General features: G+C 53.7%; 27 protein-coding genes. 15 read left to right on the top strand and 12 right to left on the bottom strand.

The genetic code is table 11. The features are described 5' to 3' along the window. Window positions 1–5 precede the first annotated feature (5 nt). Window positions 6–635, top strand: a complete 630-nt coding sequence (locus ACOTZF_RS09380; protein WP_129317950.1) for a helix-turn-helix domain-containing protein — start codon at window positions 6–8, stop codon at window positions 633–635. 93 nt (window positions 636–728) lie between these two features. Then, on the top strand, window positions 729–1,343 hold the full coding sequence (locus tag ACOTZF_RS09375) for an outer membrane beta-barrel protein (protein WP_029883162.1): 615 nt from the start codon (window positions 729–731) through the stop codon (window positions 1,341–1,343). Between the two features lie 58 nt (window positions 1,344–1,401). Here ACOTZF_RS09375 and ACOTZF_RS09370 read toward each other — a convergent pair whose 3' ends face one another. Beyond that, window positions 1,402–1,800, bottom strand: a complete 399-nt coding sequence (locus ACOTZF_RS09370; RefSeq protein ID WP_013098587.1) for a hypothetical protein — start codon at window positions 1,798–1,800, stop codon at window positions 1,402–1,404. Window positions 1,801–2,045: 245 nt separating this feature from the next. Between ACOTZF_RS09370 and yjdI the strand changes: the two genes are divergently transcribed. Both yjdI and ACOTZF_RS09360 read left to right on the top strand, forming a co-directional pair. Further along, a complete protein-coding gene (gene yjdI, locus ACOTZF_RS09365; RefSeq protein ID WP_013098586.1) occupies window positions 2,046–2,276 on the top strand; it encodes a 4Fe-4S mono-cluster protein YjdI in 231 nt (76 codons plus the stop codon). 10 nt (window positions 2,277–2,286) lie between these two features. Continuing rightward, a complete protein-coding gene (locus ACOTZF_RS09360) occupies window positions 2,287–2,559 on the top strand; it encodes a GNAT family N-acetyltransferase (RefSeq protein WP_013098585.1) in 273 nt (90 codons plus the stop codon). 27 nt (window positions 2,560–2,586) lie between these two features. On the opposite strand, the gene ACOTZF_RS09355 is transcribed toward ACOTZF_RS09360, so the two are convergent. Beyond that, window positions 2,587–3,198 carry a LysE family translocator gene (locus ACOTZF_RS09355; RefSeq protein WP_029883164.1) on the bottom strand — a complete coding sequence of 204 codons (612 nt, stop codon included), beginning with the start codon at window positions 3,196–3,198 and terminating at the stop codon, window positions 2,587–2,589. A gap of 114 nt (window positions 3,199–3,312) precedes the next feature. Here ACOTZF_RS09355 and ACOTZF_RS09350 point away from each other — a divergent pair, with 114 nt between their 5' ends. Then, window positions 3,313–3,765, top strand: coding sequence for an Lrp/AsnC family transcriptional regulator (locus tag ACOTZF_RS09350; protein ID WP_013098583.1), 453 nt, complete (start codon window positions 3,313–3,315; stop codon window positions 3,763–3,765). A 39-nt stretch (window positions 3,766–3,804) separates the two neighbouring features. Here ACOTZF_RS09350 and ACOTZF_RS09345 read toward each other — a convergent pair whose 3' ends face one another. Beyond that, window positions 3,805–5,034, bottom strand: coding sequence for an amino acid permease (locus ACOTZF_RS09345; RefSeq protein ID WP_023620440.1), 1,230 nt, complete (start codon window positions 5,032–5,034; stop codon window positions 3,805–3,807). Between the two features lie 120 nt (window positions 5,035–5,154). Beyond that, entirely contained in the window at window positions 5,155–5,616 is a 462-nt protein-coding gene (locus ACOTZF_RS09340) for a multidrug/biocide efflux PACE transporter (RefSeq protein ID WP_020687112.1), read from the bottom strand. A 105-nt stretch (window positions 5,617–5,721) separates the two neighbouring features. Here ACOTZF_RS09340 and ACOTZF_RS09335 point away from each other — a divergent pair, with 105 nt between their 5' ends. The 3 genes from ACOTZF_RS09335 to ACOTZF_RS09325 all read left to right on the top strand — a co-directional run bounded on the left by ACOTZF_RS09335 (window position 5,722) and on the right by ACOTZF_RS09325 (window position 8,787). Further along, window positions 5,722–6,588 (top strand): LysR family transcriptional regulator, encoded by an 867-nt coding sequence (locus ACOTZF_RS09335; protein WP_013098580.1) that lies wholly within the window; start codon window positions 5,722–5,724, stop codon window positions 6,586–6,588. A 93-nt stretch (window positions 6,589–6,681) separates the two neighbouring features. Continuing rightward, window positions 6,682–7,860 carry an acetyl-CoA C-acetyltransferase gene (locus ACOTZF_RS09330; RefSeq protein ID WP_023620438.1) on the top strand — a complete coding sequence of 393 codons (1,179 nt, stop codon included), beginning with the start codon at window positions 6,682–6,684 and terminating at the stop codon, window positions 7,858–7,860. Window positions 7,861–8,103: 243 nt separating this feature from the next. Further along, entirely contained in the window at window positions 8,104–8,787 is a 684-nt protein-coding gene (locus ACOTZF_RS09325; protein WP_020687115.1) for a porin, read from the top strand. A gap of 107 nt (window positions 8,788–8,894) precedes the next feature. On the opposite strand, the gene ACOTZF_RS09320 is transcribed toward ACOTZF_RS09325, so the two are convergent. Next, window positions 8,895–10,070, bottom strand: a complete 1,176-nt coding sequence (locus ACOTZF_RS09320; protein ID WP_129253277.1) for an oligogalacturonate lyase family protein — start codon at window positions 10,068–10,070, stop codon at window positions 8,895–8,897. Between the two features lie 299 nt (window positions 10,071–10,369). Between ACOTZF_RS09320 and kduI the strand changes: the two genes are divergently transcribed. The 3 genes from kduI (at window position 10,370) to ACOTZF_RS09305 (ending at window position 13,759) form a co-directional block, all read left to right on the top strand. Further along, a complete protein-coding gene (kduI, locus tag ACOTZF_RS09315; RefSeq protein WP_013098576.1) occupies window positions 10,370–11,206 on the top strand; it encodes a 5-dehydro-4-deoxy-D-glucuronate isomerase in 837 nt (278 codons plus the stop codon). Window positions 11,207–11,269: 63 nt separating this feature from the next. Continuing rightward, complete coding sequence (gene kduD / locus ACOTZF_RS09310; RefSeq protein WP_129253279.1) at window positions 11,270–12,031, top strand: 2-dehydro-3-deoxy-D-gluconate 5-dehydrogenase KduD; 762 nt, start codon at window positions 11,270–11,272, stop codon at window positions 12,029–12,031. A 294-nt stretch (window positions 12,032–12,325) separates the two neighbouring features. After that, window positions 12,326–13,759, top strand: coding sequence for a sugar porter family MFS transporter (locus tag ACOTZF_RS09305; protein ID WP_286012102.1), 1,434 nt, complete (start codon window positions 12,326–12,328; stop codon window positions 13,757–13,759). 69 nt (window positions 13,760–13,828) lie between these two features. On the opposite strand, the gene ACOTZF_RS09300 is transcribed toward ACOTZF_RS09305, so the two are convergent. Genes ACOTZF_RS09300 through ACOTZF_RS09285 form a run of 4 tightly spaced genes read right to left on the bottom strand, consistent with a single transcriptional unit; the run spans window position 13,829 to window position 18,051 of the window. Then, window positions 13,829–15,115: an ABC transporter substrate-binding protein gene (locus tag ACOTZF_RS09300; protein WP_129253281.1), complete on the bottom strand. Its 1,287-nt coding sequence runs from the start codon at window positions 15,113–15,115 to the stop codon at window positions 13,829–13,831. Between the two features lie 13 nt (window positions 15,116–15,128). Continuing rightward, window positions 15,129–16,253, bottom strand: a complete 1,125-nt coding sequence (locus tag ACOTZF_RS09295; RefSeq protein ID WP_129253283.1) for an ABC transporter ATP-binding protein — start codon at window positions 16,251–16,253, stop codon at window positions 15,129–15,131. A gap of 12 nt (window positions 16,254–16,265) precedes the next feature. Beyond that, on the bottom strand, window positions 16,266–17,168 hold the full coding sequence (locus tag ACOTZF_RS09290; RefSeq protein WP_129253285.1) for a carbohydrate ABC transporter permease: 903 nt from the start codon (window positions 17,166–17,168) through the stop codon (window positions 16,266–16,268). Next, window positions 17,161–18,051, bottom strand: a complete 891-nt coding sequence (locus ACOTZF_RS09285; protein WP_013098570.1) for a carbohydrate ABC transporter permease — start codon at window positions 18,049–18,051, stop codon at window positions 17,161–17,163. Before ACOTZF_RS09285 ends, ACOTZF_RS09290 begins: the two co-directional genes overlap by 8 nt. 408 nt (window positions 18,052–18,459) lie before the next feature. Here ACOTZF_RS09285 and wzz(fepE) point away from each other — a divergent pair, with 408 nt between their 5' ends. Further along, the gene (gene wzz(fepE) / locus ACOTZF_RS09280; RefSeq protein ID WP_013098569.1) at window positions 18,460–19,584 is read left to right on the top strand and encodes an LPS O-antigen length regulator Wzz(fepE); all 1,125 of its coding nucleotides are present in this window, start codon (window positions 18,460–18,462) and stop codon (window positions 19,582–19,584) included. Between the two features lie 41 nt (window positions 19,585–19,625). Here the strand turns inward: wzz(fepE) and ACOTZF_RS09275 are convergent, their stop codons facing one another. Continuing rightward, window positions 19,626–19,949, bottom strand: coding sequence for a cupin domain-containing protein (locus tag ACOTZF_RS09275; RefSeq protein ID WP_013098568.1), 324 nt, complete (start codon window positions 19,947–19,949; stop codon window positions 19,626–19,628). 135 nt (window positions 19,950–20,084) lie between these two features. Between ACOTZF_RS09275 and ACOTZF_RS09270 the strand changes: the two genes are divergently transcribed. Then, window positions 20,085–20,777 (top strand): aspartate/glutamate racemase, encoded by a 693-nt coding sequence (locus ACOTZF_RS09270; RefSeq protein WP_129253286.1) that lies wholly within the window; start codon window positions 20,085–20,087, stop codon window positions 20,775–20,777. Here the strand turns inward: ACOTZF_RS09270 and ACOTZF_RS09265 are convergent. Continuing rightward, window positions 20,772–21,698: a LysR family transcriptional regulator gene (locus ACOTZF_RS09265; protein ID WP_020689348.1), complete on the bottom strand. Its 927-nt coding sequence runs from the start codon at window positions 21,696–21,698 to the stop codon at window positions 20,772–20,774. The two genes, ACOTZF_RS09270 and ACOTZF_RS09265, sit on opposite strands and share 6 nt — an antisense overlap. Before the next feature lie 122 nt (window positions 21,699–21,820). Between ACOTZF_RS09265 and lysA the strand changes: the two genes are divergently transcribed. Then, complete coding sequence (gene lysA / locus ACOTZF_RS09260; protein ID WP_040021662.1) at window positions 21,821–23,083, top strand: diaminopimelate decarboxylase; 1,263 nt, start codon at window positions 21,821–21,823, stop codon at window positions 23,081–23,083. On the opposite strand, the gene ACOTZF_RS09255 is transcribed toward lysA, so the two are convergent. Further along, a complete protein-coding gene (locus tag ACOTZF_RS09255) occupies window positions 23,053–24,090 on the bottom strand; it encodes a LacI family DNA-binding transcriptional regulator (RefSeq protein WP_013098564.1) in 1,038 nt (345 codons plus the stop codon). The two genes, lysA and ACOTZF_RS09255, sit on opposite strands and share 31 nt — an antisense overlap. Window positions 24,091–24,390: 300 nt before the next feature. On the opposite strand from ACOTZF_RS09255, the gene ACOTZF_RS09250 reads away from it, so the two are divergent. Next, a complete protein-coding gene (locus ACOTZF_RS09250; RefSeq protein ID WP_013098563.1) occupies window positions 24,391–25,716 on the top strand; it encodes a PTS sugar transporter subunit IIC in 1,326 nt (441 codons plus the stop codon). The last annotated feature ends 2 nt before the right edge of the window (window positions 25,717–25,718 follow it).

Genomic DNA, 25,718 nt, shown 5'->3' with positions numbered 1-25,718 from the left:
GTGTCATGCATATATTGCCTCCTGTTCGCCCTGAACACTCCATTGAACGCCTGACGGCGGTACTTGAACCCATTGCGGAAAAAGTGAAGCTCGCGCCGCGTAAGCGGATTACCTGGAAACATAAAGGCCGCCAGCAAATGTATCTTTTTCAGGAAGGAGAGCTTTCTTTGCTGCGGGCATCTGACGGGTTGCTGTTAGTTAGCGTTTTTGAGCCTCATCTGTTCGGCATTGCCGAGATGATCCAGCCGACGCAAGGACATATACTACGCGCAGAACGGGAGTCTCTGATTTTGCGTGCTGATGCAGATGAAGCCGCCGCGCGATTTCGTGAACAGGGCGTCTGGGAGGATGTGGCAGCCTTGCTGTCGTACCATACGGCCTATCTCATTTATCGTGATGCCCAGGATGTGCAGCAGCGCACCTATTCCGTGATTCGCAGCTATCTGCAGGAGATGATATTACTGCCCGATGAGGTGCGGATGCGAACAACTATTCTGGAATATATTCAGGATCGTACGCTTCTTTCCCGCAGCAGTATTCTCAATGTATTATCTGCACTTAAGCAAGGTAAATATATCGCGTTCAAACGTGGCGGATATTTACTGGAGGTAGGGCATTTGCCAGAGTCATTTTAAAATTTAAAAATAAACAGAAAATGATTTCGCGATCGTCGTGTTTGTCGATATCGTTTGCTCACTGAAATATTCAACAGAGTAAACGGGATTTCTATGAAAAAGACACTTGTTGCATTAATTCTGGCTAACGCTTTTACCGCAACGTCTGCATTTGCAGCGGCAGATACAGGCACCTGGTATAGCGGTGCTAAATTCGGCTGGTCACACTATTTTGACGCCAGCACCGGATCGAAAGCGAGCGATAATAATAATGGCTCGAACCAGTATAATATCGATCATGATAATGTCGGTGGTGGGGTATACGCGGGTTATCAGATGACTCCGTGGCTGGCACTGGAAGGCGGTTACGATTATTTAGGCAATATGCAGATCAAAGGCAAACATAGCGCGGGGGCACAAATGAAAAGCCAGGGGCTGCAGATGTCCTTAAAAGCCAGCTATGCCGTGACTGACAGCTGGGATATCTATGGTCGTGCCGGGGCGATGGCCTATCGTGCTGAGTCTGATGTAAGTGGTCACAATCGTTTTGAAACAGGCGTTCGCCCGCTTGCCGCAGTCGGGACGGAGTATGCGTTTAACAAAAATTTAGCGGGCCGTCTGGAATATCAATGGGTAAGCAACGTGGGTAATGCCAACCAGATTGGCGTCAGCAGCGACGTAAGCTCTGTGACTGCAGGTCTGACATGGCGATTTGGACAGCACGATTAATCTTTGCCATCCTTTCCGTTACAAAAGCCCGACTGTTCAGCAGTTGGGCTTTTGGCATTTAACCGGTGACTAAAGGTTGAAGGACAATGTTAATCTTTTGCAGTCCCGTGACGTTTTTATCTTTCAGGTACTGCTGATTAACCATTTCCAGCTGCTCAAGTTTAGTCAGCGAGGCGAAGACCGGCTGAACAGGGCTATCTTCGGTAAAAATATCTTTCGCGGTAGTCTGTTGTAAATAATCTGATTTCAACTGCGCTGTTAAACGGTCGATCTGAACTTTATTTTCCTGATACAGCGCAGCGATATGCGATGCCGGAATTTCTGGCGGTTTTTCTCCGGGTAAAACTAATGGGATCTGCAGATGATGGATTTGTTCAACCTTATCAGGCGCAGAAGCGCTGCAGGCGGTTAATAAACTGAGGCTGAGCAGAGTCAGTAATAATGACCGTTTCTTCATGGGGGACTCGTGTTAAATAAGCAGAGCGGACATTATCGTAAACAACCGATACATCTTCAGATTAAACTTGTTTAATTTTAAATATCCCGGCGGGAATAATCAGCCAGGCTGACGCAGCCACCCCGTCTGCGTCAGTCATGCACGCAGGGGAAACAATCCGGCAAGAAAACGCTATACGTTATAGCCATCAGGATCCCGTAAGGCTATGCTTCATTCAGCACGATAATAATTACAGAGGCAATGTCATGGATAAAGAACTACTGGATGCGGGTTACCGGGCCTATACCGGGGAGAAAATTGACGTCTACTTCAATACCGGGATCTGCAAACACTCCGGTAACTGCGTTCGCGGCAGCGCAAAGCTGTTTAATCTGAAACGTAAACCGTGGATCATTCCTGATGAAGTGGACGTGGAAACCGTTGTACGCGTGATTGATACCTGCCCGAGCGGTGCGCTGCAGTATCGCCAAAAATAAGCGAGGAACCATGGATATTCTGGAAGGCCATAACAAGTTTTATGTAAACGATGCGAACGGCAATCAGGTTGCAGAGATTGTCTTCGTGCCCACAGGTGAGCATCTGAGTATTATTGAGCACACTGATGTCGATCCGAGCCTGAAGGGGCAAGGGGTTGGTAAGCAGCTGGTGGCGAAGGTGGTGGAGAAAATGCGCGGTGAGAATCGCAAAATTATCCCGCTGTGTCCGTTTGCGAAGCATGAGTTTGATAACACGCGGGAATATGACGATATTCGGGCGTAAAACACACCGGCGATGGCCGGTGTTTTTTTATCTCACCTGCTCCAGCAGCAATCCCAGCGCGATCGCCACCATAATCCCCCCTGAGGCCATGCTCACCGCACGTGCCGCCTGCGGACGGGTCGCCAGCACCGCTTTCGAACCATATCCCACCAGCAAATAGACTAGTGTGCAGGTGATAAGATGCATCACACCCAAGGCTGACATCTGCGTGGCAATCGACCAGCTTCCCTTTGGATCGGTAAACTGCGGAAGCAACGCCAGAAACAGTAAGAAGACTTTTGGGTTGAGCCCGCTGATACATAATCCCTTCACCGCCCACTGTTTCCAGTTTCCTGCATGCTGTACGGTGTTTTCCGGCGCAGCAGGATGGCGTAACAGCGTGATGCCGAGCCACAGCAGATAAACCGCCCCCGCAATTGTCAGCCCTGATAATGCCAGTGGATGTTGAGCCATCAACACACCCACGCCCGCCACTACGACCAGCGTGGCGAGCAGATGCCCGGACATCAGCCCCATCACCGCCGGCACTACGCGCCGCCCGTTGATCCCGGCGCTGATCGCATAGGCCCAGTCTGCACCCGGTGTCATGATGAGCAGGAAGGACACCACCCAAAAACCGGCCACAATACTCATTTCCATCGTCTGTGAAACTCCTGTACCTGAATTACCCGGAGAGAAAGAATATCGGTATCGGTACGAAATGAGTTTTCAATGTTATGCTCATAAAACGCTAAAATTGAGAAAATCTTCCATATGGATAGCATCGATCGAAAAATTCTTGCTGAACTGCAGGCTGATGGCCGTTTATCTCTTACGGAGCTGGCGGAGCGGGTGAACCTGAGTCTCTCTCCGTGTCACCGACGCGTACGTGCGCTGGAGCAGAGCGGAGCCATTACGGGGTATCGCGCCAATCTCGATCCCGCCAAAATGGGGTTTAATTTCCTGGCGATTGTGTTTGCCACCCTGAAAGAGGGTGATAAGAAAGCGGTCAGCGCGTTCGAAGAGGCGGTGGAAGAGATCCCGCAAATCGTGCTGGCCCAGCGATTATTTGGCGATCCCGACTACCTGATGCATGTTGTCACCCGCGATCTGTCGGCTTTTCAGAAACTGTATGACGAGAAACTTTCTGCCATGCCAGGCGTACAGCATCTTCGCTCTACGCTGGTGATGAAAACGGTCGTGCAGGACAGACCGTTTCCACTGTAAAAATCAGACGCGCCCGGCAGAAGGCCGGGCACGCGAGGGTTAGCCGACAAACATCACCGACACGCACAGCACGCCAACAATGAGCGTGAGCAGGCTGCCAATGGAGCGATACGGCTTCAGGGCGGGGATCAGGTACGTCGACAGCGTCGGCATGATAAACAGGATCATGGCGATAAGCGGACCGCTGATGGCGTAAATCATCGAAATGGCGTTCGGGTTAATGCAGCAGACCGCAAAGGTGATCAGCGACACGCCCAGAATAGAAATCGCACGGTTAAAGGCGCGGCTCTTCTTCACGCCGACCTGATTCAGCGACGACTTTACGATTTCCGTCGCCCCTTCAATCACCCCAAAATAGGTGCCCAGGAACGATTTCGACATGGCAATAATCGCCACAATAATGCCGGAAATGCCGAGCCAGGCCGGAGAAGAGGGCATCATCGACAGCGCTGACAGGATCGTCACCCCTTGCTCTTTTGCGGTCACAATATAGGACGGCGGAATCGAGAGCAGGCAGCTGAACACAAAGAACAGCACGCTCAGGCAGATGATCAGATACGCCACCTTCATGATTTTCTTGCACTTGTCCATGGCTGCGTCACCGAACTTCTCGCGGCGATCGACGGCAAAGGTGGAGATAATCGGCGTATGGCTAAACGCGAACACCATCACCGGGATTGAGATCCACACCTGATGCAAAGTGTGGCGATCAAACGCCATCTGGCTGGTGAGCAGTGAGGGTTGCCAGCTGCCGGTCAGGTACAGGGAGACAAACAGGAAATAGGCGATCAGCGGAAACACCAGGAAGCCCATCACTTTGATCGTGATATGTCGCCCCATCAGGAAGATAAGATTCAATACCAGTACCACGCCAAAACTGACCAGCACGCGAGTGGCGGTATCCACCGTCATCCTTTTTGCCAGCTGCTCGGTTAATGAATTGGTGATGGCCACGGCGTAAATCTGCACCACCACGAAGAAGGCGATGAAATAGAGCGTGGTGATCAGATTCCCGATTTTCCTGCCGTAGTAGTGGGAGACCGCGCCGGTGATCCCTTCATTGCCTTTCGTTTTTGACGACAGGATAAATTGCGCCAGCGCTTTATGCGGCCAGTAGGTTAATGGGTAGGCCACAAGGGCGGTAATGAACAGGACAATAGCGCCTGCGGAGCCCAGCTGGATGGGCAAGAACAGCGTTCCTGCGCCCACGGCCGTGCCATAGAGAGCGAAACTCCACAGAGTCTCATCTTTTGACCAAATTTTCGACATTAGAGCAACGTATCAACTAGCAAACCATTCAGAATGGAGTGCAATTTACCATAGTTATGCGTTGAGAGCGCAGTTGCTTCGACGGAGTTTGGCCGGACCAGTCGTCCGGCCAGAGGGGAGTTAGCCCGCCAGGGCGCGTCGCTGCTGACGGCGCTTCAGGAATTTCTCACGTAACGTGTCATACGCCCAGTTGTAGAACATGGTGTAGGGCAGGAAGAACAGGAAGAAACCTATTTCCAGCGTGAATGCCTGCAGCAGCGTGACGCCAAGAACCGCAGCGACAATCGACACGCCAATCACGATAAACCCACATTCGAACCCCAGGGCATGCAGCGCGCGGACTTTTGCCGTGCGTTTTACGCGCTGGACAGGCCAGAAACGGTCGAAACCGAAGTTATAGATAATGTTCCAGAGCATGGCCGTAGTGGCGAGGATAATGGTCAACCCACCCATCTCCACCACGGAACGCTGCATCAGCCACGCTGCCGTTGGGGCGAGGATCGCCGTGGCAATCCCCTCAAAGCAGACCGCGTGGAAGATCCGCTCCGGCAGTTTACGTTGGAGTGCATCCTGATGTTGCATAGCTTTCGACCTCGTTAATTCGCCGGTATGGGCGTTGATGGCGCCTATTTTTATCGCTAAAGGTGATATATTAAAGATGGTATCCATCGATAAAGTAGATAGGTTATGCGCTACTCACCTGAAGCCCTTACCGCGTTTGTTGAAACCGTGGCAGCGGGCTCTTTCTCTGCTGCCGCACGGCGGCTGCGTAAAAGCCAGTCAACAATCAGCACCTCGATTGCCAATCTTGAAGCTGACCTCGGCTTTGATCTGTTCGACCGTTCGGCGCGCCAGCCGGTGTTAACCGCTCAGGGAGAGCAGGTGCTGGGCTATGTCCAGGCGATCCTCGCCGCCAGCACGCGGCTGGACGAACTGGCGGTATCGTTGACCGCGCAAACGGAGGCGCGCCTGACGTTTGTCCTCTCTGATACGCTTAACCCGGACGTGCTGGAAGATCTGATGAACCAGTTTGACCAGCGTTTTCCCCATACGGAATTTGAGTGCCTGATTGGCGAGGAAGAGGACGTCATCGATCTGCTGCAAAAGGAGAGGGCGCAGGTTGGCCTGACGGAGGCGCGTGACGCTTACCCGACCGATATCGGCGTCACCCGGCTGCCGATGCAAACCCGGATGGCGATTTATGTCGCGACCACGCATCCTCTGGCCGGGCAACATGAAGTGCAGGCCGATGAGCTGCACGGCTGGCGGGAACTGCGGCTCAGCACCTACCTGGAGCGCGAGGCAACGCTCGCCCGGGGGCCGGTCTGGTCGGCACCGAATTACCTGTTACTGCTGAGTATGGCGGTGCAGGGATTTGGCTGGTGCGTGTTGCCGTGTGCGCTGGTGGAAGAGTTTGCCGCCGCGAAATCGCTGGTGCAGTTGAATGTCCCTGGCTGGCCTCGCGCGATCGGTATTGATTTGCTATGGAATAAACGATCCCCTCCCGGCGTCGCCGGAAGCTGGCTGCGGCAGTATCTGCAGGACGCACGCTGATCCTTGTGATTAAACTCACTATTTTTAAACAATTAAGATAAATGCCAGTAACAATCCTCTACTATCGTCATGTCCTTTAACGCAGAGGTGGTGATGAAAGATGTCGTTATAGTGGGTGCGTTGCGTACAGCTATCGGCTGTTTTCAGGGAGCGCTGGCGCGTCACTCGGCTGTTGAACTGGGTAGCGTGGTGGTGAAAGCGCTGGTGGAGCGCAGCGGGATCCCGGCACATGAAGTCGATGAGGTGATCCTCGGACAGGTCCTGACGGCCGGCGCCGGGCAAAACCCTGCCCGTCAGGCGGCGCTAAAAGGCGGCCTGCCCAACACCGTCTCGGCAATCACCATCAACGACGTCTGTGGCTCAGGGTTAAAGGCGCTGCATCTTGCCACGCAGGCCATCCAGTGTGGCGAAGCGGATGTGGTCATTGCCGGTGGGCAGGAGAACATGAGCCGCGCGCCGCATGTACTCACCGACAGCCGCACCGGCGCGCAGCTGGGTAACAGCCAGCTGCTCGACAGCCTGGTGCATGACGGGCTGTGGGACGCGTTTAATGATTATCATATGGGCGTGACGGCGGAAAACCTGGCGCGTGAGTACGGTATAAGCCGTGAGCTGCAGGATGCTTACGCGTTGAGCTCGCAGCAGAAAGCGCGTGCCGCGATTGATTCCGGGCGTTTTCGCGATGAAATTGTCCCGGTGTGCACCCAGCGCCAGAACGGTCAGACGATTGTCGTCGACACCGATGAGCAGCCGCGAACCGATGCCAGCGCAGAAGGGCTGGCCATGCTCAATCCTGCTTTTGAAACGCAAGGGTCGGTCACGGCGGGAAATGCCTCTTCGATTAACGACGGTGCGGCGGCGGTGATGATGATGAGCGAAAGCAAAGCGCAGGAACTGGATCTCCCCGTGCTGGCCCGGATTAAGGCGTTTGCCAGCGTGGGGGTTGATCCGGCATTAATGGGGATCGCGCCGGTGTATGCGACCCGCCGCTGCCTGGATCGCGCGGGCTGGCAGCTTTCCGATGTGGATCTGATTGAAGTCAACGAGGCCTTTGCCGCGCAGGCGATCTCAGTGGGCAAAATGCTGGAGTGGGATCCGCTGCGGGTGAATGTCAACGGCGGTGCGATTGCGCTCGGTCATCCCATCGGTGCTTCCGGCTGCCGCATTCTGGTATCGCTGGTTCACGAGATGAAAAAGCGTAACGCCCGTAAAGGCATTGCCACGCTCTGTATCGGCGGTGGGCAAGGAGTAGCGCTGGCTATCGAACGTTAATCCCTTCCTTCATAAAAAAACCTCCCGATGGGAGGTTTTTTTATGCACGTTATTCCTGCCTGACGTGATCTCCCTCCATTAATTTCGCCTAAATCCCACTTGTTTGTTGACGTGTATCACGCCGATTTGTACCGAAAAAAATGAAACAAATAATTACGATCTTGCTCACTAAAATAGCATTTATTAAAAAATAAACTGCCATTTCATAAAAATGAAACGTTATTTTAATTGAGGGTTTTTGTCATGTTTAACAAATCTCTGGTTGTAGCTTCTCTTATTGGTACTTCTTTCGCCGCGCAGGCGGTGACCGTCGATCTGCGTCATGAATACATCGACAACGGCGCAAATGCAGACCGTGTTTCAGTCTCGCATCGCTTTGCGAATGGCGTCGGTTTTTCTGTAGAAGCGAAATGGAAATCGGGTGGTGATAAGGCCGACCAGCCGTTTGCGGATGTGGTGGGTAACGGTCATGAAGATCAAATTAGCTGGCGCTGGAAAGCGACAGAGAATATTGCGCTGACTCCCGCGTTCACGCTTGAGAGTAACGACAGCCGTACCATTTATAAACCGAACCTGCACCTGCAATACAGTTTCGATAATGGCTTTTACGTGGCCGCGCGCTACCGTTATGAATATACCCGTTATCCGTCGAGCTCTAATAAAGACGATGACAAAGTTAACCGTGGTGATGCCTGGGTCGGCTGGGTCATGGGAGACTGGCGTACCGAACTGAATTATGTTTATGCAAAAAGTACGGAAGGGATGGTCCGTAATAATAATAAAGATTATTCCACCGAATATAACGCGAAGCTGGCGTATAAATGGGATAAAAACTGGGCGCCGTATGTTGAGGTGGGTAACGTGGGTGTGAAAGAGAGCGATGAACGTCAGACCCGCTTCCGTTTAGGCGTGGCGTATTCCTTCTGATATTTCCCTCCAGGCCCGGTGAGCGCAGCGTCACCGGGCAAAACGTTCAGAGCAAAAAAAGCCCTCCGTAAGGAGGGCAAGGCCAGTTACAGAAACACATTTTTAAATCATGCAGACAACATATCCGGTTGCGCGGGGAGTTTCGCAATATAGAGGGCAGGTTTACCGTCTTTATCGGAACTGAACAGCACCGCTTTCTCGTCTGGTGTAAAGGAGGGATGCGGATGGGTGACCTGGCGGCTATTTTCCACCGTCGCCCAGGAGGTGTCATGACGGGCGATGCGATAGTAGCGCTTTTTCGCCACGTCAAAGGCGTAGAGATAGGGATCGTTATCGATGGTGTAACCGTGGGTGTCTTTCACATCCACCGGTGTGCCGGAACCGTCGCCTACCAGTAACGTGCCGTCGAAATTACTCATCAAATGTGAACAGGATGGCATCTGCATTATCGTCTCATTCACGCCGGTTTGTGGATTGAAGCGGCAGATGGAACGACCCTGCTGGCCTTTCAGATACGAGACGTATACCAGCGCGGAGCCATCCGGGACCCAGAATTCGTGGGTACAGCTTTCACCTTGTGCATGGGTTTTGACTTTACGTATGTCGGTGCCATCTTCGTTGACCAGCCACATCCGGGCATCGACCAGATCGTGTGGTCCCTCGTGACAAAACGCCACCGTATGGTCATCAAACGGACGATAGATAGGATGCCCCAGCCACTTCTTCTCTTCATGAATGATTGAGCTCTCGCCGGTTTTCAGATCCACGCGCAGCAGCCGGCAGTGTGGCCCTTTATGAAAGAAGTCGTGGAAAATTTGCCAGTCGTTCAGCGGTATCCAGTCGCGTTTCGCAATTTCAATGCCCACAAGGCTGGTGCAGTCGCTGTTCGCCACCCAGGTGCCGTAACCGACCCAGTCATCCGGGACGCGGTACACTTCACGCTCTGCCCGTGTCTCAAGAGAGACCTCCATAAGCGTGCGATCGTTCTTCACATAGTAGAAGGCGCGATCGTCCGGGGAGAGAAATCCGCCAAAGGTGTTATCGCCTGCGCCCTCTGTCAGCTGTACGGCTTCGGCGTTCTGCAGATCCAGCAGGTAATAGTTCCAGTGACCATCGAACGCTCCGGCGAACAGCAGATGACTGCCGTCATTAAAGAAGCACTTCTGGTAAAAGTAGTTGCGATGACAGGTTACTTCAGGCGGGGTCAGACGCGTGACTTCGACGCCTGTATCCGGATCCCGGCCGATCTCGTAGTTCAGCTTGACCCGCATACCTTTAGCCATAATGCGCTCCTTTCGGCAATAAAAATAAGATTAAAAAGCAGGTGTTAAATTATCAAAACACCGTTTTATTTAGTGTGACTTATCGCGCAGTTTGTCAGTTTGAGTGAGGTGAAGCGGCGAATCCTGACGCTTCCGTGATCGGAACACCATTTCTGGTATAAAGAATCACAAAAAATGAAACGATGTTTTAAATGTAATTGAAAACCCCATTATGGGCGTTTACACTGTGCTTATCCTTAAAACGGAACGTCGTTTCGTTAATTTTCTGCCTTCGGGCACGATCCATTCTGGAGGTTATCGTGGACGTCAGACAAAGCATCCACAGCGCGCACGCCAAAACCCTCGACACGCAGGGGCTGCGCAGTGAATTTTTAGTTGAGCAGGTGTTCGAAGCCGATCGCTACACCATGGTCTACAGCCACATTGACCGCATTATTGTGGGCGGAATTATGCCGGTGACCAAAACTGTCTCCGTGGGTGGGGAAGTGGGTAAGCAGCTCGGCGTGAGCTATTTCCTGGAACGGCGTGAACTGGGCGTGATTAACATTGGCGGGCCGGGCACCATTACGGTTGACGGTCAGTGCTACGAAATTGGTCACCGCGACGCGCTGTATGTCGGCAAGGGCGCGAAAGAGGTGGTTTTTGCCAGCGTCGACGGCAGCACGCCAGCGAAGTTTTACTACAACTGCGCCCCGGCTCACACCACCTGTCCTACCAAAAAAGTCACCCCGGCAGACGTAGCCCCGGTGACGCTGGGCGATAACCTCACCAGCAATCGTCGTACCATCAACAAATACTTCGTTCCGGATGTGCTGGAGACCTGCCAGCTCAGCATGGGGCTGACCGAGCTGGCGCCGGGCAACCTGTGGAACACCATGCCGTGCCATACCCACGAGCGCCGTATGGAGGTCTATTTCTACTTCAACATGGATGAGGATGCCTGCGTATTCCACATGATGGGTCAACCGCAGGAAACACGCCATATCGTGATGCATAACGAGCAGGCGGTTATCTCTCCAAGCTGGTCAATTCACTCCGGTGTGGGGACGAAGGCGTATACCTTCATCTGGGGAATGGTCGGTGAAAACCAGGTCTTTGATGACATGGACCACGTCGCGGTAAAAGATCTGCGCTAGTCGCGGGCAGTTAAGCATAAATCTGCCTGTTGCTGACAGGCATCGAAAGAGTAAGGAACAAACATGATTCTGGATGCATTCTCTCTGCAAGGTAAAGTGGCTGTGGTTTCCGGTTGTGACACCGGTCTGGGCCAGGGCATGGCGTTAGGGCTGGCAGAAGCGGGCTGCGATATCGTGGGCATCAACATCGTCGAGCCTACGGAAACCATCGAGCGCGTGACCGCGCTGGGCCGCCGTTTCCTGAGCCTGACCGCGGATCTGCGTAAAATCGACGCCATTCCTGACCTGCTGGATCGCGCCGTGGCGGAATTCGGTCATATCGATATTCTGGTCAATAATGCCGGGCTGATCCGCCGTGAAGACGCGATTAACTTCAGCGAGCGCGACTGGGACGACGTGATGAACCTGAATATCAAAAGCGTGTTCTTTATGTCTCAGGCGGCGGCGAAACACTTCATCGCTCATGGGAACGGCGGCAAGATTATCAATATCGCCTCCATGCTCTCCTTCCAGGGGGGCATCCGGGTGCCGTCTTACACCGCGTCAAAAAGCGCAGTGATGGGGGTCACCCGTCTGCTGGCGAACGAATGGGCGAAGCACAATATCAACGTTAACGCCATTGCCCCGGGCTACATGGCGACCAACAATACCCAGCAGCTGCGTGCGGACGAGCAGCGTAGCGCGGAAATCCTTGACCGAATCCCGGCAGGGCGTTGGGGGCTGCCGGACGATCTGAAAGGGCCTGTGGTGTTCCTGGCATCGAAGGCGTCGGACTACATCAACGGTTATACCGTAGCGGTTGATGGCGGCTGGCTGGCGCGTTAATTCGCGCTGACGAAAGAGCCTCTGCCTGCGGGTGGAGGTTTTTTTTGCTCAAAAATTGTCATTATCCATATCGACAAAGATGAAAAATCCATACTAAAAAATCATAAATGACGCGCATCACAGTTTTATTACTTAAATATTAATCAATTAGTAAAATATGGCGATATTTCACCGCGAGTTGAAATTGTAATGTCCATCACAGATCGCCATGCCATAGCGAAATAATCCATATCTTCGCGAATTCCGGCCTGACACTTTTCTTCGCTATCTCGTAATTTCACTTAACGAATTTCTCTGTTCAGGCAGGAAACTATGACATCTATAAATGACTCTACCCTCATGCCCGCGGCGCTGCGCGATACTCGCCGCATGAACCAGTTTGTCTCCATTGCGGCGGCAGTGGCTGGCTTGTTATTTGGACTGGATATCGGCGTCATTGCTGGCGCATTACCGTTTATTACCGATCACTTTACGCTGAGCAGTCGCCTGCAGGAGTGGGTGGTGAGCAGCATGATGCTTGGCGCAGCCATCGGCGCGCTGTTCAACGGCTGGCTCTCGTTCCGTCTCGGGCGCAAATATAGCCTGATGGTTGGGGCAATTCTGTTTGTGGCTGGCTCCATTGGCTCTGCGTTCGCTACCAACGTGGAAGTGCTGCTGCTCTCCCGCGTCCTGCTGGGCGTGGCGGTCGGGATTGCCTCCTACACTGCGCCGCTGTATCTCTCGGAGATGGCGAGCGAGAACGTGCGCGGCAAGATGATCAGTATGTACCAGCTGATGGTCACGCTGGGTATCGTACTGGCGTTTCTGTCAGATACTTACTTCAGCTACAGCGGTAACTGGCGCGCCATGCTGGGCGTGCTGGCGCTGCCGGCGCTGTTGCTGATTGTGCTGGTGATTTTCCTGCCGAACAGCCCGCGCTGGCTGGCGCAGAAAGGTCGTCACGTGGAAGCGGAAGAGGTGCTGCGCATGCTGCGTGATACCTCAGAGAAAGCGCGTGAAGAGCTGAACGAGATCCGTGAAAGCCTGAAGCTGAAGCAGGGCGGCTGGTCGCTGTTTAAAGCCAACCGCAACGTGCGTCGCGCGGTGTTCCTTGGCATGCTGCTGCAGGCGATGCAGCAGTTCACCGGGATGAACATCATCATGTATTACGCGCCGCGTATCTTCAAAATGGCCGGATTCACCACCACCGAACAGCAGATGATTGCAACGCTGGTGGTCGGGCTGACCTTTATGTTTGCCACGTTTATCGCGGTATTTACCGTGGATAAAGCCGGTCGTAAACCGGCGCTGAAGATTGGCTTTAGCGTAATGGCGCTCGGTACGCTGATCCTCGGTTACTGTCTGATGCAGTTTGATAATGGCACCGCCTCGAGCGGTCTCTCCTGGCTCTCTGTCGGGATGACCATGATGTGTATCGCCGGATATGCCATGAGCGCCGCACCGGTGGTGTGGATCCTGTGCTCTGAAATTCAGCCGCTGAAGTGCCGCGACTTTGGCATCACCTGTTCCACCACCACCAACTGGGTGTCGAACATGATCATCGGCGCAACCTTCCTGACGCTGCTGGATGCCATTGGTGCAGCAGGAACGTTCTGGCTCTACACGGTACTGAACGTGGTGTTTATCGGGGTGACCTTCTGGCTGATTCCTGAAACCAAAGGCGTGACGCTGGAGCATATTGAACGCAAGCTGATGAGCGGGGAGAAATTACGTAATATTGGCGTGTAATGTTATTGCCCGGTGGCGCTTCGCTTACCGGGCCTACAATACCTTGTCGGCCCGGTAAGGCGTCGCCTTTTAACGCATCGCCCGCTTCAAAATACGCTCAGCCTGACGCTGGAAATCTGCAGCGGTCTCTTCCACCGATTTCTGACCATAGTCGATATACTGCAGCGAGGTGCCGAACTGCGCCACAATCTGCGGATCGTCAAAGTAAGGTGACACGCTGAGTTTTGCAGGCAGCGACTGCGCCAGACGCAGGCCTGCAACCGACGGGTCGTTTTCTTTAATGGTACCGGCTTCAGTCAGGTAATGAACCGCCACGTTGCTCAGTGGTACGCCACGCTCCAGGCCCAGCGTCTCCACGCCCTCTTTACTGTTCAGCAGGAAGTTAATCAGCTTTGCCGCCGCTTCCGGGTTTTTGGTCGATTTACCGATCGACAGCATCTGTGCCGGTTTGAAGAACAGGCCCGCATCCGTGGCACCCGGCAGCATCGGGTAACTGCCCAGCACCAGTTTTGCCGGTGGCTTGAGGTTATCGGAGTATTTATTGATGGTGGAGTTCCACATATAGGTGCCGCCCCATTCCCCCTGGATCCACGGCTTCATCTCATACATGTTGCTCTTGCCAAACGACGCATAGTATTTGGTGTCCGGCATCACATGGCTATCAATCAGTTTTTTGTAGGTCTGGAAGAACTCCACCCATTGCGCCTTGCTGTAGGTGAATTTTTTGGTTTTCTCGTCCACGGCAGGGATGTTGTATTTCTGAACCATGTAAGAATTCAGCAGCGCCAGCGTGTCCTGGTGTTCCAGTATGACAGGGTAATACTGCTTGCCGAGCTTGCTTTCGAAGGTTTTACCGGCGGCCATCAGTTCGTCCCAGGTTTTTGGGTAGTCGATGCCCGCTTTTTTCCACGTTTCGTCGTTAAAGTAGAAGACGCGCGCGGTCACGGAGATTGGGATCCCGTTCAGCTTGCCGTTGACCGTTGTGGACTGGAGCTCTTTGGCATCAAACTGGCTTAGATCTATCACGTCCTTCATTTTATTCAGATCGTAAAAGCCGTCGCCGGTTTTCGAGAAGATCGGCAGCCAGTTCCAGTTGGTTTGCATCACATCCGGCTCTGTGCCGCCTGCAATCTGGGTGGTCAGACGGGAAAGATGGCCGTCCCAGCCGGTGTATTCCGCCTTAACGTTAATGTCAGGGTTCTGTTTATGGAACTCTTCTAACGCTTTCAGCGTCACCTGGTGACGGCCATTACCGCCCCACCAGGACATACGTAAATCGGTATTTTGCGCCATCGATGGCAAAGCAGTAAGGCCCAGGGTCGCGGAGATTGCTGCGCTTAAAAGCACATTTTTCATTTTTCTTGCTCCATCAGAGAGAGAGGTTCAGTTCAGTTTTTGCGTCAAAAATATGGCACTTATTCATGTCGAAGCGGAAATAGACTTTGCGGTTAAGCCCTTTAGCAATCATCGGCTTAGCCTCTTCCGAAGGGATTCTGGCGGTCAGTTCGTGGTCCGCTACCTTCAGGTACACAAAGAATTCGTGGCCCATGTTCTCCACGCGCACCATTTCGCCGCTGCACCCATCCGGGAAAGGCGAGTCTGAGATCGACACAAATTCCGGGCGCACGCCGTAGAACACGTCCTGACCGGCGTAAGCAGCGACTTTTTCCTGCGTTTGCGCATTGAGCGGCATGGTTTCATTGCCGAGGGTGATGTGCAGTTGCCCGGTTTTTTCCACCAACTGGCTTTTACGAATGTTCATCTCCGGTGCACCGATGAATCCTGCGACGAACATGTTGTTGGGCTTGTGGTAAAGATTATCCGGGGTATCGACCTGCATGATGTGGCCCAGCTTCATTACACAGATACGGTCGCCCATGGTCATCGCTTCGGTCTGGTCATGCGTGACGTAGACGGTGGTGGCCGGTTTACCGGACTGCTTCAGCTGCTTATGCAGATCAGAAATACGAATACGCATCGAGGCACGGAGCTTGGCATCAAGGTTTGACAGCGGTTCGTCAAAGAGAAACACGTCCGGCTTTTTCACAATCGCGCGGCCAACCGCGACGCGCTGGGCCTGTCCACCGGAAAGCTGACGCGGCAGGCGGTCAAGCAGCGACTCCAGCTCCAGGATTTTGGCCGCTTCGTTTACCTGCGACTCAATTTGCTCTTTCGGCAGTTTGCTCAGCTTAAGACCAAAGGCCAGATTTTCGCGCACCGTCATGTGCGGGTAGAGCGCGTAGTTCTGGAACACCATCGCAATGCCGCGCTCCTTCGGTGCGAGGTTGTTCACGATCTTATCGCCGATCCGCACTTCACCGCCGCTGATGGTTTCCAGCCCCGCCAGCATGCGAAGGGTGGTGGACTTGGCACAGCCGGATGGACCGACGATCACCATAAACTCCCCCTCGGCGATCTTCAGGTCGATAGCATGTACGGCTTTGAAGCCGTTGGAGTAAACCTTTTCCAGTTTATTGAAGACAACTTCAGCCATGATATTTCCCTCTTAACCTTTAATTCCGCTGCTGGAGACGCCCTGCACGAAGTAGCGTTGGGCCAGGAAGAACACAATGATGGATGGCAGAATGGAGATGCTCGCCATTGCCAGAATTTCGTTCCACGGCGCACCTTCGGTAACGTCGATGGACATTTTCAGCGCTAATGCAATCGGGTATTTATCCACGCTGTAGACGTAAATCAGCGGCCCGATAAAGTCATTCATTGACCACATGAACTGGAACAGGGCGACGGAGATAATGGCCGGTTTCAGGATCGGCACCACCACGTACCACAGCACCTGAAGGGAGTTACAGCCGTCGATTTGCGCCGCCTCTTCCATGTCACGCGGCACGCCGCGCAGGAACTGGATCAGCATAAAGACGAAGAACCCCTGCGTGGCGAAGGCCAGCGGCAGGTACAGCGGCATGTAGCTGTTCAACATGCCCATTTCACGGAACATCAGGTACTGCGGAATCAACAGCACGGTGCTGGGCAGCAGCATGGTGGTGATGAGCGTGGCGAACCAGAATTTTTTCCACGGGATCTCAAAGCGGGCAAAACCATACGCCACAATGGTGGAGGAGATAATGGTCAGGATCACTTTGGGGATCACATACTTAAAGGTGTTCAGCATGTAATGGCCGAAGGTGTACTCGGTCCCGGTCTTCCAGCCGTTGATAAACCCGTCCCAGGTGGCATGTGCCGGCCACAGGCTCAGGGTAGTGAAGATCTCGTGGTTCGGTTTGAACGATGCTGAGAACATCCACACCAGCGGGTAGAGCATCAGCAGGCCGACAAACAGCAGGATCGTATAGCGAACGGTGGCGTTGATTTTCTGTCTGCGCTGCGTACGGGCAACCTCGCGTTCGGCGACGCTTCTTGCCGCGGAAAGGTGTTGAATATCAGCCATTTTTGCCTCCTTTATCGGCGGAGTAGAACACCCAGTATTTCGACGACTTAAAGGCGATACCGGCAAAGACGGCCACCACCAGGAACAGGATCCACGCCAGCGCCGCGCCATAACCCATATCAAAATATTTGAACGCCGTGTCGTAGATGTAGAGCGAGAACAGATAGGTCGAGTAGGTTGGCCCGCCGCCGGTAATGACGTACGGCCCGGTAAATTCCTGGAATGCCTGAGTGGTTTGCATTATGAAGTTGAAGAAAATCACCGGCGTAATCAGCGGCACGGTCACTTTCATGAACATTTGCCATCTGGACGCGCCGTCGATCATTGCCGCTTCATACTGAGACTGCGGAACGTTTTGCAGCGCCGCCAGGAAGATGACCATCGCGGAGCCGAACTGCCAGACGCGCAGCAGGGTCACGGACATCAGCGCCAGAGAGGGCTCACCCAGCCAGTTCACCGGGTCGAAGCCAAATACGCCAATAAAGCTGTTCAGCAGACCATCTATCGCAAATAAGGCGCGCCACAAGACAGCAATCGCCACGGAGCTGCCGAGGATCGACGGAATATAGTAAGCGGTACGGAAAAAGCCGATCCCGCGTAATTTGAAGTTGAGAACAAACGCAATCCCTAATGCAAACGCGAGCTTCAGCGGAATGGTCAAAAATACATACGCGAACGTGACACCCATTGATGTCCAGAAGAGCGTGTCTTCAGTAAACATATAGCGATAGTTTTCGATGCCGTTAAACACCGGCGGGCTCATCAAATCGTAATCCGTGAAACTGAGGAAAAACGATGAGACGAAGGGGAAAGCCGTAAAGAGTATCAACCCAATAATGTAGGGTGATATCCATGCGAGCCCCAGCAGCTTGTTTTCATTCATACAGACCTACCTGGCAATCAGTGGGTGAAATGACGGTATGAGTTTCATGACATCCGAACCGTAGTTTTCGAATAATAAAACAGTGTTTTATTTTATATTATGGCTATTTTTTCCCGCGTCATTCGCTTAATGATGGAAATGTGATCAGCATCGAAACGCTGTTTCAATAAAGTGAGGAGGGTGGCATTTTGCCGCTATTTCTGGCGATCAAGGCAGGTCTTGCATGTAAGCAGAAAGAAAAGCGGATGATTAATAACAATAATACCGGAAAGGTACTAACTACCAACTTTGATAGCCAGTACACAGATAGATCAATATCGCGTTCAGATTATTCTTACTTTCTTGTATCATCGGACCACTTGAACTCACGAGGCAGAAATTACCTGCACTCTTAACAGAAGAACGTCTATGTCAGCGATGGATTTCAAAAAAAACACGGACCTCGATTTTCCTTCTTATGCCACCCCGGCTGTCAGCACTAAAGAAATCGACCTTTTGGGGCTGTTAGACATCCTGCTTGCCGCCAAAAAACGCATCATCGCAATTGCGTTCGCGTTTGCGCTGGCCGGACTGGCGATTGCCTTTTTACTGCCGCAGAAATGGACCAGTAAAGCGGTGATCACGCCTGCCGAACAGACGCAGTGGAACCCGCTGCGCCAGATGATGGTGGCACTCCAGGTTTTGGATGTGGACGTAAAAGTGTCCCGTGATGAAGTGTTTGGACTGTTTATCAAAAAGTTTCAGTCGCAGTCATTGCTTGAAGAGTATATGAAATCCTCCCCTTACGTTATGTCACAGCTTGAGGGGACAAACGTGGATCCGCTGGAGCTGCATCGTGCGGTGGTCAATATCTCTGAGAAGATGAAAGCGATTGATAACACTCAGGTAAAAGACGCGGATAAAGCGCCTTACGTCTCCTGGACGCTCAGCTTCACCGCCCCCACGGCGGGAGATGCGCAAACCGTTCTGGAAGGGTATATCAAGTATATTGCCGCGATTGTCGAGCAAGAGATCATGCTGAATATCCGTAACCAGCTCGCCCTGAAAACGAAGGTGGTAGAGCAGCAGCTGGATCTGGATCGGGTGCGTCTGACCAATATTCACAACACCAATCTGCAGCGTCTTAACTATTCGCTGGAAGTGGCTAACGCGGCGGGTATTAAGAAACCTGTCTACAGCAACGGACAGGCCGTAAAAGACGATCCGGATTACTCCGTTGCCCTGGGCGCTGACGGTATCGCGCAGAAATTGCAGATTGAGAAAAATCTTAAGGATGTGTCTGAGCTGAATGCAGACTTCCAGAACCGTGAATATTATCTGGCGCAGCTGAAAAAACTCTCCGTTGAAGACGTTAAACTGGAACCCTTCAAGTATCAGCTTTCACCTTCCATGCCGGTGAAAAAAGATGGCCCGGGGAAAGCGCTGATTGTCATGCTGGCGGGGATCCTGGGTGGGCTGTTCGCCTGCGGTAGCGTGCTGCTTCGTGAAGCGATGCTTAGCCGTAACCCGCTGCCAGAGCCGGTAGCGGAATAACTGACGCAGAGAAAAAAGGGCGCTGAAATCAGCGCCCTTTTTTATTGCAAAAAATCTTCCCGTACGGGGGTAAAGGTATCCAGCAGGGTGCCGGGTTGAAGACATACGCAGCCGTGCATGACGTGTGGCGCTTTGTAGAGCGTATCGCCGGCCCTGACAATATGCTTCTCTTCACCAATGGTGAATTCGAACTCACCGGACAGCACATAGGTTAGCTGTTCATGCGGATGGCTATGCATCGGGCCAATCGCGCCCTGGGCGAAATTCACTTCAACCGCCATCATCTTACCGCTATGGGCCAGGATCCGACGGGTTACGCCGTTACCCAGATCGTCAAGCGTGGTCTCGTTGTGGAAAATAAACATGCCTTCCCTCATCATAAAATGAAATATTGTTTCATTTAATTTACATCACCTCTTTTTAAAAAGAAACGGCGCGACAAAGAACTGGAAACGCGATCACAAGTTTGCTTCACTGAGATAAACAGAGAAGGAGGGATAATGAAAACAATCGGCCTGCTGGGTGGCATGAGCTGGGAATCGACCATTCCCTACTATCGTTTAATTAATGAAGGGGTGAAGCAGCGCCTCGGGGGACTGCATTCTGCCAGTTTGCTGCTGCACAGCGTGGACTTCCATGAGATTGAAGCGTGCCAGTCGAGCGGTGAATGGGACAAAGCCGGAGAGATACTGGCACAGGCGGCACTCGGGCTTCAGCGTGCCGGTGCCGAAGGGATTTTGCTCTGTACCAACACGATGCATAAAGTCGCTTCGCACATTGAAGCGCGTTGCCCGCTGCCGTTTTTGCATATTGCGGATGCAACAGGGCGCGCGATTGGCGCGGCGGGGATGCGTCGCGTGGCGCTGCTGGGAACGCGCTACACCATGGAGCAGGATTTTTACCGTGGCCGGTTGAGCTGTGAGTTCGGTATCGAAAGCCTGATCCCGGATGACGCCGACCGGGCGCGCATTAATCAGATTATTTTTGATGAGCTTTGCCTCGGCACCTTCAGTGAGTCTTCCCGGGCGTATTACGTCAGCGTGATTGAACAACTTGCCCGGCAGGGGGCAGAAGGGGTGATCTTCGGCTGTACCGAGATCGGCCTGCTGGTACCGGCTGAGCGAAGCCCGATCCCGGTATTCGACACTGCCGCCATTCACGCTGCTGATGCGGTGGAGTTTATGCTGTCATAACGGATTTTGCCGGTCAGGTAAGCGAAGCGCCACCTCACGCGCATGCTCAATCAAATGCCCGGTAAAGGCGTCAACCAGTGCCGACGCCGGGCGATGCAGGGGGCGGATCAGGCTGACGGTAAACGGGACGGAGAGGCTAAACGGGCGAATCACAATCTCGCTCCCGGCGTAGTCCAGCGCTGTAAGCGGGTTAACCACGGCTACGCCTACCCCGGCACGTACCATCGCGCATATTGAGGCCGCGCTGTGCGTTTCCACCACCATCCGGCGTTTTACCTGATGTTCGGCAAACAGCGTGTCCAGCAGCTGTCGATAGCTGTCGGTCTGCGACAGGCTAATGTAATTTTCCCCGTGGAAATCAGCGGGGGTCAGCATTGCTTTACTGGCAAGCCGGTGCCCGGCAGGAAGCACGCAAACCTCATCCAGCGTGAGCAGTTCCGTGCGCTCCGTACCTGCAGGGGTGGTGAGGGTTTCGGTTAACCCCAGGTCGTGACGCTGCGCTGAAAGCCACTCTTCCAGCAGCGGAGATTCCTGCGGCACGATAGTGAGACTGACCTCCGGATAGCGGGCCAGAAAAGGCTGCAGCAGCGTCGGTAAAAAGGATTGTGAAAAGACGGGCAGGCAGACAATCGACAGTTCGCCCTGACGAAACTCGCGCAGGCTTTCCGCCGCACTGACAATTCTGTCCAGCCCATACCACGAGCGCTGCACTTCCTCGAACAGACGCAGCCCTTGTACCGTTGGGTGCAGCCGGCCCCGGGTGCGTTCAAACAGTTTCAGTCCCAGCACTTTCTCGAACCGTGCCAGCTCGCGGCTTACCGTAGGCTGCGAGGTGTGCAGCATCTGCGCGGCTTCGGTGAGGTTGCCGGCGGTCATCACGGCGTGAAAAATCTCAATATGGCGTAAGTTGACGGCGGGCATAGGGCACCTGAAAGCGAAGGACTGTCCATATCATTTTTGCATAGACTCGCGATAAAACGATATTTTTTATTCTCTTTCTGCTGTGGCGTAATCATAAAAAAGATGACCACCCGGAGAAGACCATGCCACGCCCGCTTAACCAGACTGACACCGATTTAAATGCCGATAACCTGCTGCGCCTGCCTGCCGAGTTTGGCTGCCCGGTATGGGTCTACGATGCGCAAATCGTTCGCGAGAAGATTGCTGCGCTGCATCAGTTTGACGTGGTGCGTTTTGCCCAGAAGGCGTGCTCCAATATCCATATCCTGCGCCTGATGCGCGAGCAGGGCGTGAAGGTTGACTCCGTGTCGCTGGGTGAAATCGAGCGCGCGCTGGCGGCTGGCTTCGATCCTAAAACCGATCCTGACGCAATTGTCTTTACTGCGGATCTGATCGACGACGCGACGCTTGCCCGCGTGCATGAACTGCAGATCCCGGTTAATGCCGGGTCTGTGGATATGCTGGAACAGCTTGGACAGGTTTCTCCCGGCCACCGCGTCTGGCTACGTGTGAACCCCGGTTTTGGCCATGGTCACAGCCAGAAAACCAACACTGGCGGTGAAAACAGTAAACACGGCATCTGGTATGCCGATATGCCCGCCGCCCTTGAGGTATTACAGCGTTACAACCTGAAGCTGGTGGGCATTCATATGCACATTGGTTCGGGCGTGGATTACGGTCACCTGGAACAGGTGTGCGGCGCGATGGTGCGTCAGGTTATCGACTTCGGGCAGGATCTGGAGGCGATCTCCGCCGGTGGCGGCCTTTCGATTCCTTATCGTGAAGGGGAAGAGGCGATCGATACCGATCACTATTACGGCCTGTGGAGCGCCGCCCGGGACAAAGTTGCCGCGCATGTCGGGCATCCGGTGAAGCTCGAAATTGAACCGGGTCGTTTCCTGGTGGCGGAATCTGGCGTGCTGGTTGCTCAGGTGCGTAGCGTGAAAGAGATGGGATCGCGCCACTTCGTACTGATTGATGCGGGCTTCAATGACCTGATGCGTCCGTCCATGTATGGCAGCTACCACCATATTTCAGCGCTCGCCGCCGATGGCCGCGATTTAACCGACGCCCCACGTATTGATACGGTTGTCGCAGGCCCGCTGTGTGAATCGGGCGATGTCTTTACCCAGCAGGAAGGGGGTAAAGTAGAAACCCGCGCGCTGCCGGAGGTGAAACCCGGGGATTATCTGGTGCTGCACGATACCGGCGCTTATGGGGCGTCGATGTCTTCTAACTACAATAGCCGCCCGCTGCTGCCGGAAGTGCTGTTTGATAACGGCAAGGCGCGGCTGATCCGTCGCCGCCAGACCATTCAGGAATTGCTGGCGCTGGAACTCGTCTGAGTAAAATATGGCCCCGTGGTTACCGAGTCGCGTAGTACCAGCGTACCGGTAAACGGCGGGATCGCTTCTACCGGCTGGTTTTTTGCCAGCCGGATCGCCTGGTCGATGGCCGTGACAATCATATTATCTATCGGCAGATAGACCGATGAGAGCGCAGGCTCCAGCCATTTTGCGCTGGGCGCATCGTCAAAGCCAAACAGTGAAATATCCTGCGGGATCTTCAGCCCTGCCTGGTGCAAGGCTTTGGAGGCTCCCAGCGCCATATCATCGTTACAGGCAAACAGGGCGCTAAACGGCACACCGTCGGCAATCAACTCCCTGCACAGTTCATACCCCCGCGTCATGCCCGCATCGCCGTACTTAATCCGCCGCTCATCCAGGCGAATGCCGTGCTTTTCCAGCGCTTTACGGTAGCCCATCAGGCGGGCTTTACCGGTAGGGGTGTGGATGGGGACGGTAATACAGGCGATCTCCCGGTGTCCCTGGTTTATCAGGTAATCCACGGCCTTAAAGGCGGCATCCTGCTGTTCGAAGAAGACGCAGCGATCGGGAGCCTGGCTGACTTCCCGGTTGATGACTACCAGCGGGGTTTGCACGGAGTGGATCAACTTCATGATCGCTTTTTCGCTCATGTAGCGCGTGTAGAGCACAATGGCGTCACACTTGCGATCGGCCAGCATCTGTACCGCCTGTTCTTCCTGTTCCGGCGCGTCATGACCATCGGTGACGATCAGCTGCTTCCCGTGCGTTTCGGTCTGCCGGGAGGCCTGCTGAAGGAGGCGGCCAAAGTAAAAGCCATCGAAGGTTGAGACCACCAGACCAATGCTGTTGCTGGTCTGGTTAGCCAGCGAACGCGCGAGAAAATTCGGGCGATACCCCAGCTCTTCCATTGCCGCGAACACCTGCTGACGCGTGCTCTCTTTGACCTGACCTGTGCCGTTCAGCACGCGCGATACCGTGGCTTTTGATACACCTGCGCGCAGTGAGACATCCAGCATTGTTGCCATTAGACATTCCTGATTCCACGTAACGATCTGCAGTTTAACACAGACCATCCGGCGCATAAGCGACGCGGGAAGGGCAAAACGCCCATCACGATCACGCTTTTCAGTAACGATCTGTCAGAACCGAAGAAATTGCTGCAATTGGTATACCAAATTGGTCATAAATCACGATCTGGAATACCGCTGGTGGTGTTGAGAGCTTAATCACAGAACCATTACCCTCATAAAGCTATTTTTGGTATGCCAATAGTATCCGGCTGTACACCTTATTCAATAAAAGCCCTTTTACTGAGGTAATACCCTATGGCATTGCAGGAAAAACTGATCGACGCTCTGGGCAGTTTCGCCACTAAATTCAACAGTTATCGCTATATCATGGCGATCAAGTCAGCCTTCATTACCTTAATGCCGGTCATCATCGTTGGGGCGTTCTCTGTGCTGATCTCCAATATGGTGCTGGATCCGAAAAACGGCCTGGCGAGCTTCTCGTCGCTGTCGTTCCTCGCCGCGCTAAAGCCGATCACCAGCGCGCTGAATTACGCCACGCTGAACTTCCTTAACATTGGTGCGGTATTCCTGATTGGCATTGAGCTGGGGCGCATCAACGGTATCAAATCCCTTTTCCCGGGGCTGCTGGCGGTGATCTGCTTTATTTGCGTGACGCCCACCACCGTGGAGATGCTGGTGGATGGCGAAATGCACGTGGTGAAAGATGTGCTGCTGCGCCAGTTCTCAGATACCCGCAGCCTGTTCCTCGGCATGTTTATCGCCATTCTGTCCGTTGAAATCTACTGCTGGCTGGAGAACCGCCCGGGGCTGAAGATCCGAATGCCGGACACCGTGCCGCCTAACGTGGCCGCGTCGTTCTCCGCGCTGATCCCGGCGATTATTACCACCACTGCCATTGCCACGCTGGGGTTTGTGTTTCATCAGATCACCGGGATGTATCTCTACGACGCGGTGTATCAGGTGGTGCAACAGCCGCTGGAGCGGGTGGTGCAAAGTCTGCCTGGGATCCTGCTGCTGATGTTCGTTGCACAGCTTTTCTGGGTGATTGGTATCCACGGCAACCAGATGATCAAGCCGATCCGCGAGCCGCTGCTGCTGGGGGCGATCACCGTCAACATGAGCGCGTTTGAGCAGGGTAAAGAGGTGCCGAACATCATCACCATGCCGTTCTGGGATGTATATATGAGCATCGGCGGTTCGGGCCTGACTATCGGCCTGCTGATCGCGGTGATGATTGCCACCAAACGCAAGGAGATGAAAGAGATCGCCAAGCTTTCCATCGGCCCGGGGATTTTTAATATCAACGAGCCGGTGATCTTCGGTATGCCAATCATGCTTAACCCGATCCTCGCCATTCCCTTCATTATCACTCCACTGGTGACGGGCTCCATCGGCTACTTCGCCACCGTGACTGGGTTTGCCGGTAAAGCGGTGGTGATGGTGCCGTGGACGACGCCGCCGCTGATCAACGCCTGGCTCTCTACGGCAGGTTCGATGGGGGCGGTGATCACCCAGCTCATCTGCATTGTGACGGCGGTGATTATCTATCTGCCGTTTGTGAAAATCGCTTCACGCCGCGCAGAGCAGGCCGCGCTGCAGCAGGCCACTGACAACCCGTGAGG

It is taken from the genome of Enterobacter cloacae complex sp. SHL021 (assembly GCF_049237765.1).
Taxonomy (GTDB): domain Bacteria; phylum Pseudomonadota; class Gammaproteobacteria; order Enterobacterales; family Enterobacteriaceae; genus Enterobacter; species Enterobacter cloacae.
Note: the sequence above shows the minus strand (reverse complement) of the source record. Positions and strands in the feature narration are given on the sequence as shown.

Coding starts and splice junctions, on each gene's coding strand:
- ACOTZF_RS09380 (WP_129317950.1), top strand. CDS start 6: ATGCATATATTGCCTCCTGTTCGCCCTGAACACTCCATTGAACGCCTG.
- ACOTZF_RS09375 (WP_029883162.1), top strand. CDS start 729: ATGAAAAAGACACTTGTTGCATTAATTCTGGCTAACGCTTTTACCGCA.
- ACOTZF_RS09370 (WP_013098587.1), bottom strand. CDS start 1,800: ATGAAGAAACGGTCATTATTACTGACTCTGCTCAGCCTCAGTTTATTA.
- yjdI (WP_013098586.1), top strand. CDS start 2,046: ATGGATAAAGAACTACTGGATGCGGGTTACCGGGCCTATACCGGGGAG.
- ACOTZF_RS09360 (WP_013098585.1), top strand. CDS start 2,287: ATGGATATTCTGGAAGGCCATAACAAGTTTTATGTAAACGATGCGAAC.
- ACOTZF_RS09355 (WP_029883164.1), bottom strand. CDS start 3,198: ATGGAAATGAGTATTGTGGCCGGTTTTTGGGTGGTGTCCTTCCTGCTC.
- ACOTZF_RS09350 (WP_013098583.1), top strand. CDS start 3,313: ATGGATAGCATCGATCGAAAAATTCTTGCTGAACTGCAGGCTGATGGC.
- ACOTZF_RS09345 (WP_023620440.1), bottom strand. CDS start 5,034: ATGTCGAAAATTTGGTCAAAAGATGAGACTCTGTGGAGTTTCGCTCTC.
- ACOTZF_RS09340 (WP_020687112.1), bottom strand. CDS start 5,616: ATGCAACATCAGGATGCACTCCAACGTAAACTGCCGGAGCGGATCTTC.
- ACOTZF_RS09335 (WP_013098580.1), top strand. CDS start 5,722: ATGCGCTACTCACCTGAAGCCCTTACCGCGTTTGTTGAAACCGTGGCA.
- ACOTZF_RS09330 (WP_023620438.1), top strand. CDS start 6,682: ATGAAAGATGTCGTTATAGTGGGTGCGTTGCGTACAGCTATCGGCTGT.
- ACOTZF_RS09325 (WP_020687115.1), top strand. CDS start 8,104: ATGTTTAACAAATCTCTGGTTGTAGCTTCTCTTATTGGTACTTCTTTC.
- ACOTZF_RS09320 (WP_129253277.1), bottom strand. CDS start 10,070: ATGGCTAAAGGTATGCGGGTCAAGCTGAACTACGAGATCGGCCGGGAT.
- kduD (WP_129253279.1), top strand. CDS start 11,270: ATGATTCTGGATGCATTCTCTCTGCAAGGTAAAGTGGCTGTGGTTTCC.
- ACOTZF_RS09300 (WP_129253281.1), bottom strand. CDS start 15,115: ATGAAAAATGTGCTTTTAAGCGCAGCAATCTCCGCGACCCTGGGCCTT.
- ACOTZF_RS09295 (WP_129253283.1), bottom strand. CDS start 16,253: ATGGCTGAAGTTGTCTTCAATAAACTGGAAAAGGTTTACTCCAACGGC.
- ACOTZF_RS09290 (WP_129253285.1), bottom strand. CDS start 17,168: ATGGCTGATATTCAACACCTTTCCGCGGCAAGAAGCGTCGCCGAACGC.
- ACOTZF_RS09285 (WP_013098570.1), bottom strand. CDS start 18,051: ATGAATGAAAACAAGCTGCTGGGGCTCGCATGGATATCACCCTACATT.
- ACOTZF_RS09275 (WP_013098568.1), bottom strand. CDS start 19,949: ATGTTTATTTTCCACAACGAGACCACGCTTGACGATCTGGGTAACGGC.
- ACOTZF_RS09270 (WP_129253286.1), top strand. CDS start 20,085: ATGAAAACAATCGGCCTGCTGGGTGGCATGAGCTGGGAATCGACCATT.
- ACOTZF_RS09265 (WP_020689348.1), bottom strand. CDS start 21,698: ATGCCCGCCGTCAACTTACGCCATATTGAGATTTTTCACGCCGTGATG.
- lysA (WP_040021662.1), top strand. CDS start 21,821: ATGCCACGCCCGCTTAACCAGACTGACACCGATTTAAATGCCGATAAC.
- ACOTZF_RS09255 (WP_013098564.1), bottom strand. CDS start 24,090: ATGGCAACAATGCTGGATGTCTCACTGCGCGCAGGTGTATCAAAAGCC.
- ACOTZF_RS09250 (WP_013098563.1), top strand. CDS start 24,391: ATGGCATTGCAGGAAAAACTGATCGACGCTCTGGGCAGTTTCGCCACT.